At 36.5% G+C, this 17,911-nt stretch carries 17 protein-coding genes and 2 pseudogenes; 2 read left to right on the plus strand and 17 right to left on the minus strand.

Annotation, left to right across the window (positions count from 1 at the left end; translation table 11 throughout):
• Positions 1–109 precede the first annotated feature (109 nt).
• The 17 genes and pseudogenes from QMF79_RS07475 to QMF79_RS07555 all read right to left on the minus strand — a co-directional run.
• Positions 110–556 (minus strand): annotated as a pseudogene (locus QMF79_RS07475) (5' nucleotidase, NT5C type); the annotation flags it as partial.
• A gap of 102 nt (positions 557–658) precedes the next feature.
• Positions 659–1,651, minus strand: coding sequence for a virulence protein RhuM/Fic/DOC family protein (gene rhuM / locus QMF79_RS07480; RefSeq protein ID WP_281773402.1), 993 nt, complete (start codon positions 1,649–1,651; stop codon positions 659–661).
• Between the two features lie 109 nt (positions 1,652–1,760).
• Entirely contained in the window at positions 1,761–1,955 is a 195-nt protein-coding gene (locus QMF79_RS07485) for a hypothetical protein (protein ID WP_281773339.1), read from the minus strand.
• A 6-nt stretch (positions 1,956–1,961) separates the two neighbouring features.
• Complete coding sequence (locus QMF79_RS07490; protein ID WP_281773340.1) at positions 1,962–2,147, minus strand: hypothetical protein; 186 nt, start codon at positions 2,145–2,147, stop codon at positions 1,962–1,964.
• Positions 2,148–2,250: 103 nt separating this feature from the next.
• Positions 2,251–4,209, minus strand: a complete 1,959-nt coding sequence (locus QMF79_RS07495) for a DUF262 domain-containing protein (protein ID WP_281773341.1) — start codon at positions 4,207–4,209, stop codon at positions 2,251–2,253.
• A gap of 3 nt (positions 4,210–4,212) precedes the next feature.
• Complete coding sequence (locus QMF79_RS07500) at positions 4,213–5,526, minus strand: DUF262 domain-containing protein (protein ID WP_281773342.1); 1,314 nt, start codon at positions 5,524–5,526, stop codon at positions 4,213–4,215.
• Between the two features lie 37 nt (positions 5,527–5,563).
• Positions 5,564–6,309 (minus strand): annotated as a pseudogene (locus QMF79_RS07505) (PP2C family protein-serine/threonine phosphatase).
• Positions 6,310–6,330: 21 nt separating this feature from the next.
• Positions 6,331–7,152, minus strand: a complete 822-nt coding sequence (locus QMF79_RS07510) for an SIR2 family NAD-dependent protein deacylase (protein ID WP_281773343.1) — start codon at positions 7,150–7,152, stop codon at positions 6,331–6,333.
• A gap of 2 nt (positions 7,153–7,154) precedes the next feature.
• Complete coding sequence (locus tag QMF79_RS07515) at positions 7,155–7,574, minus strand: hypothetical protein (protein ID WP_281773344.1); 420 nt, start codon at positions 7,572–7,574, stop codon at positions 7,155–7,157.
• A complete protein-coding gene (locus tag QMF79_RS07520) occupies positions 7,571–7,765 on the minus strand; it encodes a DNA translocase FtsK (protein ID WP_281773345.1) in 195 nt (64 codons plus the stop codon). Before QMF79_RS07520 ends, QMF79_RS07515 begins: the two co-directional genes overlap by 4 nt.
• Before the next feature lie 419 nt (positions 7,766–8,184).
• Entirely contained in the window at positions 8,185–8,892 is a 708-nt protein-coding gene (locus QMF79_RS07525) for a Sir2 family NAD-dependent protein deacetylase (RefSeq protein WP_281773346.1), read from the minus strand.
• A 57-nt stretch (positions 8,893–8,949) separates the two neighbouring features.
• The gene (locus tag QMF79_RS07530; RefSeq protein ID WP_281773347.1) at positions 8,950–11,028 is read right to left on the minus strand and encodes an AAA family ATPase; all 2,079 of its coding nucleotides are present in this window, start codon (positions 11,026–11,028) and stop codon (positions 8,950–8,952) included.
• Positions 11,029–11,116: 88 nt separating this feature from the next.
• Positions 11,117–11,797 (minus strand): hypothetical protein, encoded by a 681-nt coding sequence (locus QMF79_RS07535; protein ID WP_281773348.1) that lies wholly within the window; start codon positions 11,795–11,797, stop codon positions 11,117–11,119.
• A gap of 60 nt (positions 11,798–11,857) precedes the next feature.
• Positions 11,858–12,799, minus strand: a complete 942-nt coding sequence (locus tag QMF79_RS07540) for a helix-turn-helix transcriptional regulator (protein ID WP_281773349.1) — start codon at positions 12,797–12,799, stop codon at positions 11,858–11,860.
• An 87-nt stretch (positions 12,800–12,886) separates the two neighbouring features.
• Positions 12,887–13,639 carry a class I SAM-dependent methyltransferase gene (locus QMF79_RS07545; protein ID WP_281773350.1) on the minus strand — a complete coding sequence of 251 codons (753 nt, stop codon included), beginning with the start codon at positions 13,637–13,639 and terminating at the stop codon, positions 12,887–12,889.
• Between the two features lie 92 nt (positions 13,640–13,731).
• On the minus strand, positions 13,732–13,992 hold the full coding sequence (locus QMF79_RS07550) for a YfhL family 4Fe-4S dicluster ferredoxin (RefSeq protein WP_005707554.1): 261 nt from the start codon (positions 13,990–13,992) through the stop codon (positions 13,732–13,734).
• Positions 13,993–14,028: 36 nt separating this feature from the next.
• Positions 14,029–14,655: a response regulator gene (locus tag QMF79_RS07555; RefSeq protein ID WP_281773351.1), complete on the minus strand. Its 627-nt coding sequence runs from the start codon at positions 14,653–14,655 to the stop codon at positions 14,029–14,031.
• 214 nt (positions 14,656–14,869) lie between these two features.
• Between QMF79_RS07555 and rlmKL the strand changes: the two genes are divergently transcribed.
• Positions 14,870–16,999 (plus strand): bifunctional 23S rRNA (guanine(2069)-N(7))-methyltransferase RlmK/23S rRNA (guanine(2445)-N(2))-methyltransferase RlmL, encoded by a 2,130-nt coding sequence (gene rlmKL / locus QMF79_RS07560; protein WP_281773352.1) that lies wholly within the window; start codon positions 14,870–14,872, stop codon positions 16,997–16,999.
• Positions 17,000–17,062: 63 nt separating this feature from the next.
• A complete protein-coding gene (locus tag QMF79_RS07565) occupies positions 17,063–17,866 on the plus strand; it encodes a glycosyltransferase family 25 protein (RefSeq protein ID WP_281773353.1) in 804 nt (267 codons plus the stop codon).
• The last annotated feature ends 45 nt before the right edge of the window (positions 17,867–17,911 follow it).

Raw genomic sequence — 17,911 nt, forward strand, 5'->3', positions numbered from 1 at the left:
CAAAATAAGTTAATTATTACCAATACCTTTATCAATACAAATAATTTGGTTATTTCTCGGATTAATCAGCACATAAACATAATAACCATTACTCATCACTTTTCTCCATCAAATATGCCACCACAGCAGCCCAATCAGGAAAACGTTCCGTACCAAAATGAATATGTTCACCGCCAAATTTATCAGCTCCATTCTTCAGACGATCATCAACCAAATAATCTCCCGCATTCAGATTTTTGTGATGAGATAAAATCAACCGCTTATAAAGTGGCGAAGAGGCATCTTTACCAAAATAACGCTGAATCCACTCCAATTTATCTCGCCACGCCGAAGGATTATCCCAAGGCGAAGTGGAAAGCACATAGAGATCGTATTTTTTCGCTAATACATCTACCGCTTCCAACGCCCCTTCCATCGGCTTCATCAAGGCAAAAATCCCCTCCACCTCATCATAACGCCCCACATATTCTTGCAAAGTTTGCTCATCTAATTGAGCGATACCAGACGGAAAATCCACCAATACATTATCCATATCTAAATAAAGGATCTTTTTCATAAATACCTCGTGTTGTTTTCTTGATGTGAATAGAATAAGGGAAGAAGCGACAAATGGTGTCGCTATAAATAGGGGGAAATTTTTGACAGGTAAAAAAGAAGGTTAATCTTTCATCTCAACAAAATGCTCAACCAACTTAATCATCAATTCTTTCTGCTCAGGCAAACTTTCTGCCACTAACAAGGCAAGTGCAACCAATGTATTCTCATTGATTAACCGCTCAACAGGCTTTGCCAATAAATGCTGATTCAAATGCAAATACCATAAAAACAGGAAAGAACCTGTACGCTTATTGCCATCTGCAAGTGAGTGATTTTTGATCACAAAATACAAAAGATGTGCAGCACGGCTCGCTATATTCGGATAAAACAACTCATCACCAAAACCTTGCTCAATCGTCGCAATCGCAGAAGCCAGCCCATCGCTGCGTAATTGCCCAAATAATTCAGTGGCTTCGCCTTTTGCTATCAATTCTTGTTTTAGTTCTGTTATCGCCTTCAAAACATCATCAAAAATCAACGCCTGCATATTCTGTTGCTTCAACGCAATTTCTTTCAGGCTTTGTTCATCATACGCCTGCAATAAACTCCATGTTTTCGCATAATCTTGCACCACAGAAATAACCGCTCTGCCATCTTCTGAAATCAGGGATTGATTCACTAAAGTTTGACTTAACAAACTCAGTGCTTGGTTAAATTCTACGCCTTTTTCCTGCAAGCGGCGGTGATTCAAGGCATAGCCTTGCACTAAAAACTGCTTTAATACATTCGTTGCCCATTGGCGGAATTGTGTCGCACGTTTAGAACTAATGCGATAACCTACAGAAATAATAGCATCTAAATTGTAATGTTTAAGCGTACGCTTAACCTGGCGTTTTCCTTCTTGACGAACTACCGAGAAATCCTCGGTGGTTAGATTTTCATCAAGTTCACCATCTGAATAAATATTTCTTAAGTGTAAACTGATGTTATCCATGCTCGTATCAAATAGCATTGCCATTTGCGATTGATTAAGCCAAACCGTCTCATTTTCCAACGAAACCTGTAAAGAAACTTGCCCATCTTCTGATTGATAAATTTGAATTTGATTATCCATAAACTCACCTGTAAATAAAAACATATCTACCCTACTCAATTTTCAGAAGTTCGGCAAGTACAAGCGGTTAATTTTTCGAGCTAGATCGCAAAATTAACAAAATCTACGCCTAAATATTGTCATAATCAAAATCTAAAATATCTTCGCCCATCTGTCTTATATAATCTTCAAGCGAAAGAAAATAGCACTGAAAACGAGGATCAATAGATTGATCATTACCATCTTCCCAACGTTCAACAAATTTTGCTAAAGATTTATCATCAAACTCAATCCCGATTGCCCCCCGATATTCTCCCCTTAACAAGCCAGGTTAAGCATATTCCGCAACAGGGAAAATTGTTGTATTGGGTAAATTTTCTTTAAACCAATTCCATATCATTTCTCGCTCAGGTAAATTTCTCCAATTTGCTTGATCCGCATTCTTAAACGTAACCATATAGAAATCTTTTCTTTTCATCGCGAAATAATCGCCGATAGTGTAAATGAGTATTGGCATAGTGAGTTCCTTTATGTTTTTGATGTGGTAATTTTAAATGGTCATGCGACATTTTGTGTCATTATAAAAAGCCTTAAATATTTTATCTATTTTAGGCTGAAGATTAATGCTCTTTTCCTAAGAGCTTAAACATTTTTTCTCGATGTTCCCTAATCGTCTCTTTTGCGTTTTCAGACTTCCAACAATCATCATTATACATAAGCATAATGACCTGTTTTAAGCTAGCCGAACGCTTATCATTTTTCTCTAACAATTCAATGAGTTTTGCTCGCTTTAAGTTAATACTATTATCCGATAAAGATGAGTTAAACTCTGGTTCTATCAAACAAAGATTTCCAAATGTATCAATAATCTCTACATTATCAGCCCATTTTCCTAAATAATGCTCTTTATTCAAATTCTGTGGATAGCAATGCTCAATAGAACTTCTATATGAAAATTTGAAATTATCGAAATACTTACCTAATCGATTATCCTCTATGCGTTTGCCATCACAAGGCAAAGAATCATTTAAACCTTCTGTCTTAAATTTTGTATAAATCAAATAATCTAAATAGTTGAAAATAAAATGTTTAACACCTGTGCCTACATCAAGATTATCGTTTTTAGCGTCTGCATACTTTTCCGCTAAATTTTGTAATTCTTTGATATAACTACTTTCACTATCTAACGTCCAATCTTCATCTCTAAACCAACAAAGAATATCATATAACCAATTCTTATTGTTTCTTTGTGTATAAATAGTCTGAAACATAGAAAGTAGCAACACGATTTCATTTTGTTTTTCTTGATCATCAAATGTATTCACGTAATATATATAAGTAGAATTATTTCTTTTACCTATATTAGGCATCATTAAAGACCAGTCATCATAACTAGATTGTGTGTATTTAATGATGTGTTTATCAAAACAAATTCTTACTTTTAGTAAAAATACAATGAAATCTTTAATCTCATATAAACCTTTAATATTATCGTTGAAATACTTAATGATTTTCTTATCATCTAGACTGATTGATGTGTCTTTTTTATACAATCTAAGCGATTGCATTAAGAAATTAGAAAAATCAATAATACTACGAGTATTTACATCTTTATCATCTTTATCTTTTTCACTGTTAAGATAATCTTGTCGCTTAGATAAAATATCCAATAATTGATTTGTTCTTTCACCTGTTGAGGTTGAATCAGCCCCATCATTACCTAAATTCTGAAAATTTGCATCTCTATCTGATTTTTCCTTATAAACATTCTTAAAACTTGTCATTAAGCTAGTAAAATCCATGGAATAATTAAATTCCTCTCGTTTATCATCTGAGCTACTGAAAAATAGCTCTTTTCTAAGTGGCATATCAAAGCCCATTACGACACTGCGATCCATATCAGAACAAGCGTCCCAAATGATAGAAAATAGCTTTCTTTCTTCTTCTATTTGAAATTCACTCATAAATTGAGCCTTTAGAACCTCGTGCTTTTCAAGCTGCTCTCCACGACTATTCATAATCTCAAAATAATGATTAAGATCTGTGTTAGGAAGAACCTCGGTTCTCAAGATTTGTACTTTATTAAATAAAAAGTTCTTAAACTTATTCCAATCTAGTTCTTTAGAAGAACTCAACTTATCATTGATAATATGATAAGCCTCTGAAATTTTATCAACTTTATCAATATCAATTTCATTAGAAAATAACTTATCTAGTTGCTTCCTAGATTGATCACGATGTTCAAAAGAAAGATTTCCACCCAAATTAGGAAATTCCGAAGATAATCCAAGGTTTCTTCTCAAAACTGAATGTAATATAGTTAATGTTGTTAATCTCTGCTGACCATCAATAACCTCATAGTTACCATTTTTTCTTCTATAAACAACTAAACTTCCGATATAGTAATTTTTCTCATATTGTGTGATTGCTGCATTACAAATATCATCAATTAATTGCTCAATTTCTATTTTTCCCCAAGAGTAATTTCTCTGGTAAATTGGAATAATATAATGTCCATTTTTAGCATCCAATACATCTCTAATTGAAAAATACTCAATCTTATCTTCAACATTACTCATTTCTTACTCCTTTGTTATTCCAAATAGTTCACAAATATGACCAACTTCTTGTACTCTTTTTTTGCTCTTTAAATCTTCAACTTTGTAACTAAGCATTTCTTTAGAGTGAAGTATTTGATCAATATAATGCAATAAACCATTTTCATCTTTCGCTGTGTTCTCAATAGTTTCAACTCTTACACTATCTTGCTCAATTCTTATGCGATATGCCCATTTCAAAATTTGCCGTACCGCAATATTGAGATCGCAATCACCAAATTTGTCATAGTAATACAGCACGACAGCTTGAAATAAACGGCGAACATAAACATCTCCTGTTCTTCCGCTTTTAGCATAATTGAGTAGCTCTAAAACATTTTTATTTTCAATAATTATCTGTTTTAACTTTCCTGATGATTTATTAAAAAGTTCATCATAAAGATTGCAATAATGTTGAATATATTGGAAAAATAATCTCCCATTAACGATTGGCTGGCTAATAGAAAAAGGTATTTTGCTATATTCATCTCTATACATAAATGGATTCTGTTTACTTTGTTGATACAGTGCTTGCCCTGCCTTAATTGGTGTAAGATAAGGATAGTATTGACTTTCATCTACACCTTTGAACGTATCAAGTTGATCTGTGGTAAAAACAGATCCATCTTTGTATTTTTGCCAACGTCTTAATTTAAACAGCATTAAGTTAATGATAAAACCAAGATCTTTCTTTTCTTCATCTAATCCAGAAGCTGCCTCTTCCCAATTTTCTACATAAGTGAGCATTTCTGGCTCATCATTTGGTATCGCCCGCAAATGGTATGCCTTTAATAAATCATAAGGTTCTAAGCTCTTTCCTCTTGAATTTTGAGAATCAAAGAATTGAAATGCCTCATCTAAATCTTTCAATTCAATGTATACCATCTGACAAGTATTAAGAATATATTCGCTAAAATGTACATTATCCAAATTACTAACTTGACTTAGAAAACTATCAATAAATGAAAGATTATTAATAATATTATTATGACTAACTCTATGTTCATAAACTAAATTAGATGAAAAGCTATCAATAGATTTATCTAATTGTTTTAAAATAAGTAGCAACGATGTAATTCGCTGCTGACCATCAACTATATCAAAAGAACTTCCTTGATGATGAACAATCACAGTGCCAATACGGTAATCTTGTTTATTTTTATAATGAAATAACAGATCTTCAAGTAACTGTTGGACTTGTTTAGTCTGCCATTTATAAGGGCGTTGATAGTCAGGAATTGATAGTGATTTATCCAAAATACTTTTCACTGAAAGAGCTTCTGCTTTAACGTTTTCCATAAATTTTTCCACCTTGTAATTTCTCGAATATCTTACCCTAAATATGAGCAATAATCATAGACAAATCATCATAAAACAAAGGATTCTTCACTTCAATCTGATACAGTCTCAATTTATCTAACACATCACCTTTCCACTCCCAAATATCCTCTAATTTATAAAGACTTAAATCATCCGTTAAACCATCAGTACACAGTAAAAGCGTTTCCCCTTCTTTTATTTCAATCTCCTTAAAAAATATTTTATCTTTAAATTCGGAATTATCAGCAACCAAGCAAGAACAAACACCACCATAAATCGTAGCGTAATCATCAGGATTTTGATTTTCTTCTAATAGTTCAGAAAGCACTGAATGATCTTCGGTAATTTGTTGCCATTTGCCTTCTTTAGAAATTAAATAAGCACACTGTCTCCTACGCTTAATATTTTAGCTTTACGTTCCTGTTGATTTATTTCTGCGCCCACAAAAGTAGTTGCTGAGCCAAAATAATTATCTGCAAGTGCTTCTGATAATTTATCTTGTAAATAAATAATGGTTTCACGGCTTAATGAATCAATTTCTTTTAACGCTTCCATCACTACTTTACTCGCTTTGGCTGGGCGTGTGCTATTATAAACGCCATCCGCCACGCCAATAATAAAGTGCGGTCGGGTTTCGATACATTTTTCAGGCTTTTTAAACACATATTGAAAAACATCTTCGCCATTAAATAATACATCTTGATTATGTCTTTTATTTTTTCCCGCCTGTTGGCGGGAACTAATTTCGCAAAAATTTTCCATTTTTCGACCGCTATTTTATTGTTAAAGTAATTCATCAATCGCTTTTAATGCCGCAAATGCGGTCATTTCTAGGCTTAAAAAATGCATTTTCGGCACGCCTGCATCTTGAGGATTGATGCGAATAAAGCCGCCTTTTTTCATTTTTGCCGTGCGTTCGGAAAAATATCGCACCGTTGGAATGGCTTTGCCTGCCCCCAGTTCAATCACCACTAAATTTTGAACCTCTTTCAACCAGGCATCGAGTCGCAATTTTTTGAAATCTTGATAATTGCTGGAATACGTCCAATCGTTAAACATCAACACGTTTTGGCGCGCCAAACCGCCACAATAAGGGCAACGTGGTTTTTCACTGGTGAGATACAATTTTTCATTGTCCACTTCAGGGTGGAAATCGACCGCTTGCCAGCTTAATCCACGGCAATTTTCTACACATTGCTGCCGCTCCAATGTGCCGTGAACTTCATACACACGGCTTTCTTCAAACCCTGCTTTTTGGAAATGCCCATCCACATTGCTGGTAAAGACAAAATAGCCGTGTGGTTTTGCCTCCGCCCAACGTTTTAAAATTTGATACCCTTCGTGCGGCACTGCATTGCGATATTGCACCAGCCGATGCCCATAGAACCAATAAGCCAGATCGGGATTTCGCTGATAGGCAAGCGGTGTGGCAATGTCTTCAAAATTGATGTTATGCTCACGAAACATTGGGTAAGCATTCCAAAATCCGCCCACGCTACGGAAATCCGGCAAGCCAGAATCCACGCTCATGCCCGCCCCTGCGGTAATTAAGATGCCGTCGGCTTTTTGAATTAATTCTACGGCGTAATTAAGATCGTTTTTCATCTTTATTCCTCTTTCACAAATTGTGCCCAACCATCGCCAAAGATAATTTTCTTTTCATATTCTCCTTTGGTTAGATCTTGAATAATGGGTTTAAATAATTCATCGTAAATTAATTCTTCTACAGAATTAAAATATTTTTTATCTTCACATAACCGGCAATAATAACCTTTTTCACAATAAGCAACGGAACTATCAATATCAAACATAAAATCAATAATTTCCCCTTCTTTTTCAAAAGGCATATTAATACACCAATCCTCCCTATATTTAGAAAAGCAAAGTGTTAAATGTTTATCCCATAATGGAGAACGCATTTCAATATAATCTTTATGATAGATAATATTTAATTGATATTCTTCATCCAAACTAGAATAAACAAAATATTTCAAGACCATTTGGTGTAAAAGTGATCTTCCCATCATTTATCTCCTAATATTTCTCGTTTTAAATATTTATCCGCTTTAGAAACAAAGCCTTCTTTCTCCAGCTGTTCCATCATTCTTGTGGCACGCATAAAACCGATTCGTAAATGGCGTTGCAAAGCAGAAATTGATGTTTGTTTGGTTTCTAAAATAAATTTTTTTGCGTCAGGTAAAAGTGGATCTTTCACCATAAATATGCCTCTTGTTTATTATTGGTTTTTGAGTGATGTAAGAAGTAATTTCTTCGTTTTTTATTCTGCCAAATCTCCCCCACCCCTCTTTGCTAAAGAGGGGATTCTTTAATAAATTAATAACGGCTGGCTTATTTATTATTTGAGCGATATAACGATATAAAAGTAAATCACTAAAATTCAAAGTTCCCTCGATCCAATCTCCTCTTTAGCAAAAGAAAGGGAGGGAAAATTTATTCGCTTCGCTCATACTTCGTGCCGTTGCTAAAGCAACGTTCAAACTCAAGCGTTTGTGGCAGTCTTAATTTACGAAGAAATTATGGCAATTAAAGCGACAAATCACGTCGCTATAATTTCAAATAAAAAAATAGCGACATCTCTGTCGCTATTTGTAAATTGAATTTATTTTTTGACCGCTCTTATTCGTTTTTAGGCATTGCCTTATCCAACAACACCTTCACTATCTTCGGCACGCCCTCCCCTGCTTTTTCTTTAATAGCCGTCACCCGACGGCGGACGAAACCCGTATTGGGATTTGGATCAACTAGATAAACCAGTGAGTCATAAGGGGCTTCATTTACTAAACCATTGGCAGGGTAAACCTGCAACGATGTGCCAATTACGATCACAATATCTGCCTTTTTCACCAATTTTTCCGCTTTCGGTAACATTGGTACGTTTTCGCCGAAAAAGATAATATGCGGGCGCATTGGATGCCCGTGATTATCTTTGTCGTCCAATTGCTGATCGCCTAAACATGGCACGATGTAATCAGTATTGAAGCTGCTACGAGCTTTGTTCAATTCGCCGTGAAGGTGCAACACATTGGTGCTTCCTGCCCGCTCGTGCAAATCATCCACGTTTTGCGTGATGATATGTACTTCATAAGCTTTTTCTAGCTCCACCAACGCAAAATGTGCAGCATTCGGCTGTGCGGCTTGTGCATTACGGCGGCGTTCGTTATAAAATTCCAACACTTTCGCACGATTTTTCTTCAAGGCTTCAGGCGTGCAAACTTCCTCGATTTTATGCCCTGCCCACAATCCATCTTCGGCACGGAAAGTCGGAATTCCACTTTCGGCACTAATGCCCGCACCCGTGAGAACGACGCAAATTGGTTTTGTCATAGTTTTCTCCGTTTTTATTACTCGTTTTCTGATTGGTTCTAGTTCGTTATAAGCAGTCTAAAACCCAATTCTTCTTGTCTGATTATACTGCGGTTTGATTTCGCACTCTTCTTGTAGTGCGTTGAGCCAGCTTTTTGGCTCTTCAAATGGCACAAATTGATGACGGCGAGCAACCGCCGCAAAATCTCCTGGTGTAAGCAAATTCAACCGTTCGATGAAATGCAAGTCCCCTTCATTGAGCTCACCCAAGCCTAAACATTTTGCCTGATTTTTGGCGAAATCTTGTCGCTGAATTGCACTAAGATAATCAAATTTCAATTTAAGATCAAAACGGCGTAATGCTGCAGGATCAAGAATATCCATTAAGTTTGTAGAAACAATCAATAAACCCTCAAACCGCTCAATTTGGGTAAGCATTTCATTCACCTGCGAACGCTCCCAGCTCCGTTGTGCATTATCACGTGAGAACAGGAAACTATCGACTTCATCTAACACTAACACACCATTTTCCGATTTTGCTTGCTCAAAAGCCGCTGCAATTTTTTGTTCTGTCCCGCCCACATAAGGATCAAGTAAATCTGAGCCTTGTTTAAGCAACAAAGGCATATCCAACTGCTCAGCAAGCCACGAAGCCCAAGCCGTTTTGCCTGTTCCTGGTGGACCATAGCAACAAATCCTCCCTTTTTTGGTGCGTTTTAACCCTTCACTGAGCCGATGAATATCATCCTTGCAAGAAACCCAATCTAAATCATATGCCATTTTGCCCTTAATAAGCGGTTGAATTTTCGCTTTTCCTTGCGATTGTAATGTTTGATTAAACAAACTCAAAAGCACTTCCGCAAAGGTTTTATTTTGCAGATTAACTTGATTTGCCACTTTAATCGCACGATCCAAAATCGCAGGCGTTAATGACTGCTCTTTAGCAAAATGCTGGATATATTCTGCCGATAATTTATCGTTTGCTAAATTTCGAATGAGATCCGCTTTATTCCTACTCGGCAAATCAGGCATTTCTAAAATAAAGTCAAAACGGCGTAGGAATGCCTCATCAATTCCGCTTACTGAATTAGAAATCCAAATCATCGGCACACTATTATTTTCAAGTAATTGATTCATCCATGCTTTATTTCTCTGAGCAATCGAACGTTCGAAGAATGAACTTGCAAATACATCTTCAATTTCATCAAAAATTAATAGACTTTTGCTATTTCTACCTAATAACGTTTGTGCCATACGGCAATGATTTAAACGCTTTTCTGCCCGAATAACATCTCCATCCTCATCCATATAAGCAATATTGTATGCGGTTAAATTTAATGTTTTAGCCAATAATCCTGCTAATTCTGTTTTGCCTGTACCAGGTTTGCCATAAATTAAAAAATTAACACCTTTTTGTTGTTTTTCGACCGCTTGTTGCAGATAATTTTGCATCATTAAATGGGTATCAAAAATATGTTCAAATTGCGTCAAATTTAATCTAGGCGGATTACTTAAAATTACACTGTTTTTAAGTAATTTCTCTTCATCAAAAGGTAATAACGTAAATTCATCTGCATCAAGCGTATCACCCCATTCTACATAATCATCAACATCACTTGGACTATAACTACGTTGTAATAAACCATATTGAAATAATTTACTGCTTTTCTTCAAGACGGGGCGAAGTTCATCACGGCTAACATTCAGAAATTCCACTAAAAATTCGACCGCTTGAGGCAAACTTTTCGGAGAAAAAAAGTTAAATATATAGGAAAAATCACTTTCAATTTTTAAATGTAACGACAAACGTAACACGCTCATTTCAGCCTCATTAAGCGATAACAATGAGGCTAATTGAGCTAAATTTTCCTCTACTTGCTTTCCATTTTCATCAGAAAATGTAGGCATCTTCTGTAATATTTCGTAGCGTGGTTTTAATAACTCCGCCACGATTTCAGGTAATTTTTCTTCTTGCTCCAATTTATTGGGTAATCCCAATGCTTGTGCCACCTCATCACTTTTCCACCGAGCTTCTTCAAAAAGCGTTTCTAATCCTTTATGTTCAAATAACACTTTTAGCATCATTTTTTCGGTGTAATTTGATACTGTTGGCGAATTTAACTTATACTCTTTTTGCATTGTTTCTACGTTTGACATATTATCGCTCCATAAAAAATACCTTTCGTCTTTTGACGAAAGGTATTTTAGGGGAGAAAGCGACATTTTGTGTCGCATCAGAATACTATTAAATATCTTCAATCATAGAAATCAGTTTTTTAATTGCTTCTTTATGCGGTAACTCTTTTTTTCCCTGAGGGTGAACACTATGAATATAATAAACTCCGTTCACTTTATATAAAATAGATGATGTATTTTCCCATTTCTCTTCAGCAATTTTAGATTCTTTAGGTAAATCTAATATATTCCAATCTGATGTAAATAAAATAACAGCTTTAGGTTTTAAGATATCAATTTCTGTTAATAGTATTTCTTTACAAATATCTCGTTGTTTATAAAAATCATCATTACAAGGGTTACCCCCATTCGCTGGTGCAACTTTACATAAATTAGACCACGCAATATTTTTATACCAATTTTCAGAAAAATATAAATAAGTAATTTTTCTTATTACACGCCAAAAAGCAGATTTAGATGTATTATATTTATCTTTGCTACCAATTTGATCTTCAACCCATTTTATAGGTTCTTTATCTTCCACAAAATGAGCAAATAATTTATCTTGATCTTTTTCACTTTTCCAACCATTCGTTGCCTTACCAACAAAGAGAATACCTTTTCTTTGCTTCCATTCGCTACCTACATGAACATAAAAAGCTGATAATTCACTATCAAAGGATTCATTTCCAAACTTTTGGTATAATTTTTCATACAATGGTTTAAGTTTATTTTTGAGAGTTTCCTTCATATTTCCTCCTAAATAAAATCCTAGAAAATCTTAACTAACTATCCGACAAATTCTGTTGCATTAAAGATACTCTCGACTAATTTCCTCAATCTCCTCCCCAAACTTCGCAATCCACCAATTCAGCATCTCACTTTCCACCACTGTTGCACGAACTAAATAAGTATCGCCTTCGTCTGTGATTTCTTGATCTGTAGACAACGGCGTTTCGGTTAAATGGAAACCATAAGGCTTACCAATGCGGAAAGTCAGACGAATTTTCTTGCCGTTACCAAAGCCAAAATGTTGTTCAGCAAGATAATGTTTTAGGTTGAATTTTGGGCGTTCAAAAGTGAACGTGGTTGCAGTAGCATTGAGAAAACGGTGCAAGGCAAGATGGAAAATATTGCCATCTTCATATTGCACCACTAAATAATGGGCTGCGCCTTGTTGCACAAGTGCGAGAGGTTTAACGTCTGCTTTGTGTTCTTTGCCCGTTTGATTGCGATAATGCACATTTAATAGGCGGTTGCTATAAAGTGCGGTGCTAATTTCTGTGAAAATCTTCGGTTCAATTTTAGCAGGCAAAAGGGGTTGGCTGGTTGGTGCAATGGCGACTTTATCCAGCCATTCTGCTCCCGATTTTTTGTGACTGTCGTAAACCAGATTATATTCCGCTTGTTGGAAGAATCCCTCCATTGAGCTCATAATGCTAGCGGGGAGAATACCATTGAGATACTGCTTAGCAAGCATTAAAACAAGAGATTGCTGCTCGTTTAAAATCGGCAAATCAATCCCTTTTGCATTTGGTTTCCAGCGGTATCCATAAGGCTTATCACGTTCATCGCATTCAATGTCAAATTGCTCGCAGAGCTTTTTCATTTGGCGTTGAATGGTTCGAAGTTCACGTTTTATCCCGAGTTCAGAGAGTTTTTGATGAACTTGCTCGGCAGTGATTGCCCCTTTTTTAGGAATGAAACGCAAGATTTCGAGAGGTAACTGAATAGTAGAATGAGGTTGTGGCATAATCTCGCCCTTTTTCGCATAAAATCAATAAACGTATTATAGCGAGATTACGCCATAGATGCCCTAGTCAAATTTTACGAAACAATGTTATTTTTTTACCGCTTTAACAAATAAAAGTGGTGGGCGATGTTGTAAATCTTTAAACTCGTTATGCCATTCTGGTTTATCCGCAAGCATAGGTTCTTCTACTTGAGCGATGTCAAAGCTGGCTTGAATGAGCTGGTTAAAGATGGTTGCCATTGTACGATGATAAGTTTTAAAAGATTGTTGAAACCAGTTTCGGCTACGCTCTCCCTCATCACGATAATAATTTAGGCGATATGCAACCTGTTGTTTTTGTGCATTTTTCTCCCAACGATAACCCTCTCGATAGCAAGTTACAATAGGGTGCTCTTGTGAAAAAAGAAGTGTGCCGTAAGCGGCCATTTTTGCTGAGATTTTTGCAAGTAAATCCGAAAAATCATGGATATAGTGAAATGCAAAAGAGCTCACAACGAGGTCAAACTGATTTTCAGTTATTTGATCGAGAGATTCCATCGGCGAACAATAGAGCTTAAAATTATGCCCCTCTTGCCAATTCTTAGACAGCGTTTCTTTCGCTTTGTGAAGCATTAACTCAGATAAATCTAATCCAACAACCTGACTTGCACCTTGCTCTAAATAATAAGCAAGGTGCTCCCCCATTCCACAACCAAGATCAAGAACCTTTTTGCCTTTCAATTCAGGTAACATTCCAAACATCGTAGGTTTTTCAACAACTTCATTCATACTGATAGGGTTATGGCGTAACTGCTGATAGCGTTCAAAAAAGATGGGGGTATCGTAAATACTTTTTTTCAAATTTGCCTCCGTAAATATGCTCAATACATATTGGAAAATGAGCAACAAAAAACACCGCTTGCATTTGCTTACGGTGTTTAATTGATTAAGAATTACAGCTGATCTGCATGATGAATCAACACAAACTTCTCCCAAAGCTCTTCTTGGGTTTCTTGATGATTGCTATCAGTAATAATGCAGTTGGTGATCGGACAGACTTTCTGGCAAGTAGGCTTTTCATAATGCCCAACGCATTCTGTACAAAGCAACGGATCGATAACATAAATCTCATCGCCCACCGAAATTGCCTCATTCGGGCATTCAGGTAAACACATATCACAGTTGGTACATTTTGCGGTAATCAACAACGCCATTGTCTGCCATCCTTTCGTTCAAAAAAGAGGCGAATATTAGCCTTTTTGTTGAGCTAAGTAAAGCACTGTTGCAGCAACGCGTGAATGTACATTTAATTTCCGAAGTAAATTACGGATATGCACTTTCACCGTTTCTTCAGAAATAAAAAGCTGAGCGGCAATTTGTTTGTTCGACATTCCTGTTGCAATCCATTGTAAAACATCCAATTCACGATCGGTAAGTTGTGCAAGCGGATCGCTTTCTGGTTGACGAAGCAAATGCTGACGCACGGTTTCGCTTAATGCCATTTCACCACGTGCGGCTTTTTGGATATTTTCAATCAGTTCTGCCGTATCACTATCTTTCAACAAATAGCCATCCACGCCCGCATCCATTAACGCTAAAATATCAGATTGCTCGTCCGACACAGTAAGCACTACCACACGGGCATTCACATCATGAGCACGTAATGAACGCAAAGTATCCAAGCCTGAGATACCTTTCATATTCAGGTCTAACATAATTAAATCAGGTTGAAGTTTTAATGCTTGAGCAACGCCCTCTGAGCCATTGCTGGCTTCCCCAACTACTACAAAATCCGTTTCGAGCTCAAGAATTTGACGCATTCCTTTACGCATTAAAGGATGATCATCAATTAAAAGAATTTTATAAGGTTCAGTCATTTCTTGCCTCATACTTATTATACACTAATTAAGATGACTATTTTCTCACTCTGATTACCTAAAACAAGCTACCCATTTTGGGTAGATTGCACTCTTTTTGATCTAAGCTAAAAAAATCGCCATCTTCTTGCCCAATAAAAATTGCAAAACTTTGTAAGTTTTTAACCGCTTGTTCCGCTATAATAGCCTCAATTTTGATAAAAAGAATGAATTTATGACCACTCAAATAACCTATTTTGCCACTGCTGCACGTGGCTTTGAAGAGATGCTCAAAACTGAGCTAGAACAAATTTGTAGAGCAAGCTGTAAAGTCACTCAAGGCGGCGTGCATTTTACTACCACGCAAAAAGGCGTATATCAAGCCTTGCTTCATAGCCGTTTAGCTTCTCGCATTTTACTGCCGTTGGTCACCACCAAAATCTTTAGTGATTTAGATTTATATGCATCCGTCGTTGGCTACAACTGGGCGGAACTCTTCGATCCTCGCGATACATTTTTCATTGATTTCAACGGCACAAACCGTGAAATTCGCAACACTCAATTCGGTGCGATGCGTGTGAAAGATGGCATCGTAGACTACTTCGAACGCAAAGGCTTTGAACGCCCTACTGTGGATAAAATTGCTCCAGATGTGCGTATTCACGTCTATTTAAACCGTGATGATATGGTGATTTCGCTTGATTTAAGTGGCGAAGCCTTGCATATGCGTGGTTATCGTTCAGACACAGGCAAAGCGCCATTGCGTGAAACTTTAGCTGCAGCAATTGTATTACGCTCTGGCTGGCAACAAGATACTCCATTGGTTGATCCGATGTGTGGTTCAGGCACGTTACTGATTGAAGCGGCTCAAATGCAGGCAAATATTGCCCCGCAGATTCAGCGTAAGCATTGGGGTTTCCACGCGTGGAAGGGGCACGATATAGCACTTTGGGGCGAAGTTTGGAAAGAAGCAAAATCAGCTGAAAAAGCACTGACAAGCGGTCAATTTTTTGGTTTTGATCTCGATCATCGTGTACTGCAAAAAGCTAAACAAAATGCGATCAATGCAGGCGTTGGCGAGGCAATTCGCTGGCAACAAGGCGATATTGCAGCACTTAAAAATCCTTGCCCAGAGCAAACAGGTACGGTGATTTGTAACCCGCCTTATGGTGAGCGTTTAGGCACAACACCTACATTAATCGCCCTTTATTCAGTGTTTGGTCAGCGTTTAAAACAGCAATTTACAGGCTGGAATGCTTCGATTTTCAGCGGCGAACCTGAATTGCTTAACTGCTTGCGTTTGCGTTCAGCTCGTCAATTTAAAGCGAAAAATGGACCGCTTGATTGCGTGCAAAAAAACTACTCCATCACGCAACGTCTTGAAAACACAGAGCAAAACGAACTGGCATTTAAACCAGAGCAGCAAGTAGCGACAGATTTCGCAAATCGCCTTGCCAAAAACATCAAGAAAATTGAAAAATGGGCGAAGCAACAAGGCTTAGATGCTTATCGCTTATATGATGCCGACTTACCAGAATATAATTTAGCAGTAGACAGATATGGCGATCACATTGTGGTGCAAGAATATGCTGCCCCCAAAAATATTGATGAACAAAAAGCTCGACAACGCTTGTTGGATGCGGTTTCCGCAACGCTTTATGTAACAGGTGTAGAAACCAATAAATTGGTGCTCAAAGTGCGCCAAAAACAGAAAGGCACGAACCAATACGAAAAATTGGCAAATAAAGGCGACTATTTCTACGTAAATGAATATGGGGCAAAATTGTGGGTGAATCTTACCGATTACCTTGATACAGGCTTGTTCTTAGATCACCGCTTAACGCGTAAAATGGTGGGTGAAATGGCAAAGGGCAAAACCTTCCTTAATCTATTTGCTTACACTGGCTCAGCAACCGTTCACGCCGCATTACAAGGAGCAAAAGCGACCACAACAGTGGATATGTCAAACACTTATCTTAATTGGGCAGAACAGAATTTAGAACTTAACGAAATTCCATTAAGAAATCATCGCTTATTCCAAGCCGATTGCTTGCAATGGTTGACTGAATGTCGTGAACGTTTTGAAGTGATTTTTGTTGATCCGCCAACATTCTCTAACTCAAAACGAATGAATGAAAGCTGGGATGTGCAACGCGACCATATCAAACTAATGAGCCAACTCAAACGCATTCTTACCCAAGACGGCACGATTATTTTCTCAAACAATAAACGTGGCTTTAAAATGGATATGGAAGGCTTAGCCGAGTTAGGCTTAAAAGCAGAAAATATCTCGAAAAAAACGCTTCCGCTAGATTTTGAACGCAACCCACATATTCATAATTGTTGGGTGCTGGAGCATATTTAATGGAAATAGAATATGTTTCTATTAAAATAAGATAATATACAAAGTAATCCTCAATATTTATATATGCATACTAATTACATTATCAGTTTACCTACGGCTATTCAACGTAGAGAACATATAAAACAAGAATTTGGCAAACAGGATATTCCTTTTGAATTTTATGATGCTCTCATGCCTTCTGAGCAACTAAATCAGCTAATCCAGAAATACCTTCCAAATCTATCTCAAGCATCTCTTTCAGAAGGTGAGAAAGCTTGCTTTATGGGCCATTATATATTGTGGCAAAAATGTATTGATGAAAATTTACCTTATATTTTCATTTTTGAAGATGATATTTTTCTGGGTAAAAATGCTAACGACTTTTTATCTTCGGGTAATAATTGGATATCTAATTTATTTTTAGACAATAAAAATTCTATTATTAGACTTGAAACTTACCTTATGCCGATAAAACCTGATGAAACAAGAAAAAGTTATAAAAAAGAGTATAAAAATAGAGAAATTAGGTTGCTTGAAAACGTACATTTTGGTACAGCAGGATATGTAATTACAAATAATGCAGCAAAAGTACTTACCCAGCTATTTTTAACGCTTTCTCCTGAAGATATAAAACCATTAGATGTGCTTATGTTTGATACTTTTTTAAAAGGATCCAACTTAGACATTTACCAATTAACTCCCGCATTGTGTATACAAGACACTACATTAAATAAAAAATCGCCTTCTTTCAATAGTGAAATTGCACATAGTGCATACAATAAAAAGAAGAAAGAAAATATCTTTGATAAGCTAATCAAGCTTATTACAAAACCGAAAAGAATGAAAGAAAAAAGAATTGCAAAACAAACCATCATCCCATTCTTATAATATATAAATAATTTGTACATTCTTTCATTTTCGTTTAAAACCAGT

This window comes from Pseudohaemophilus parahaemolyticus (assembly GCF_938021905.1).
Lineage (GTDB): Bacteria > Pseudomonadota > Gammaproteobacteria > Enterobacterales > Pasteurellaceae > Haemophilus_A > Haemophilus_A parahaemolyticus_B.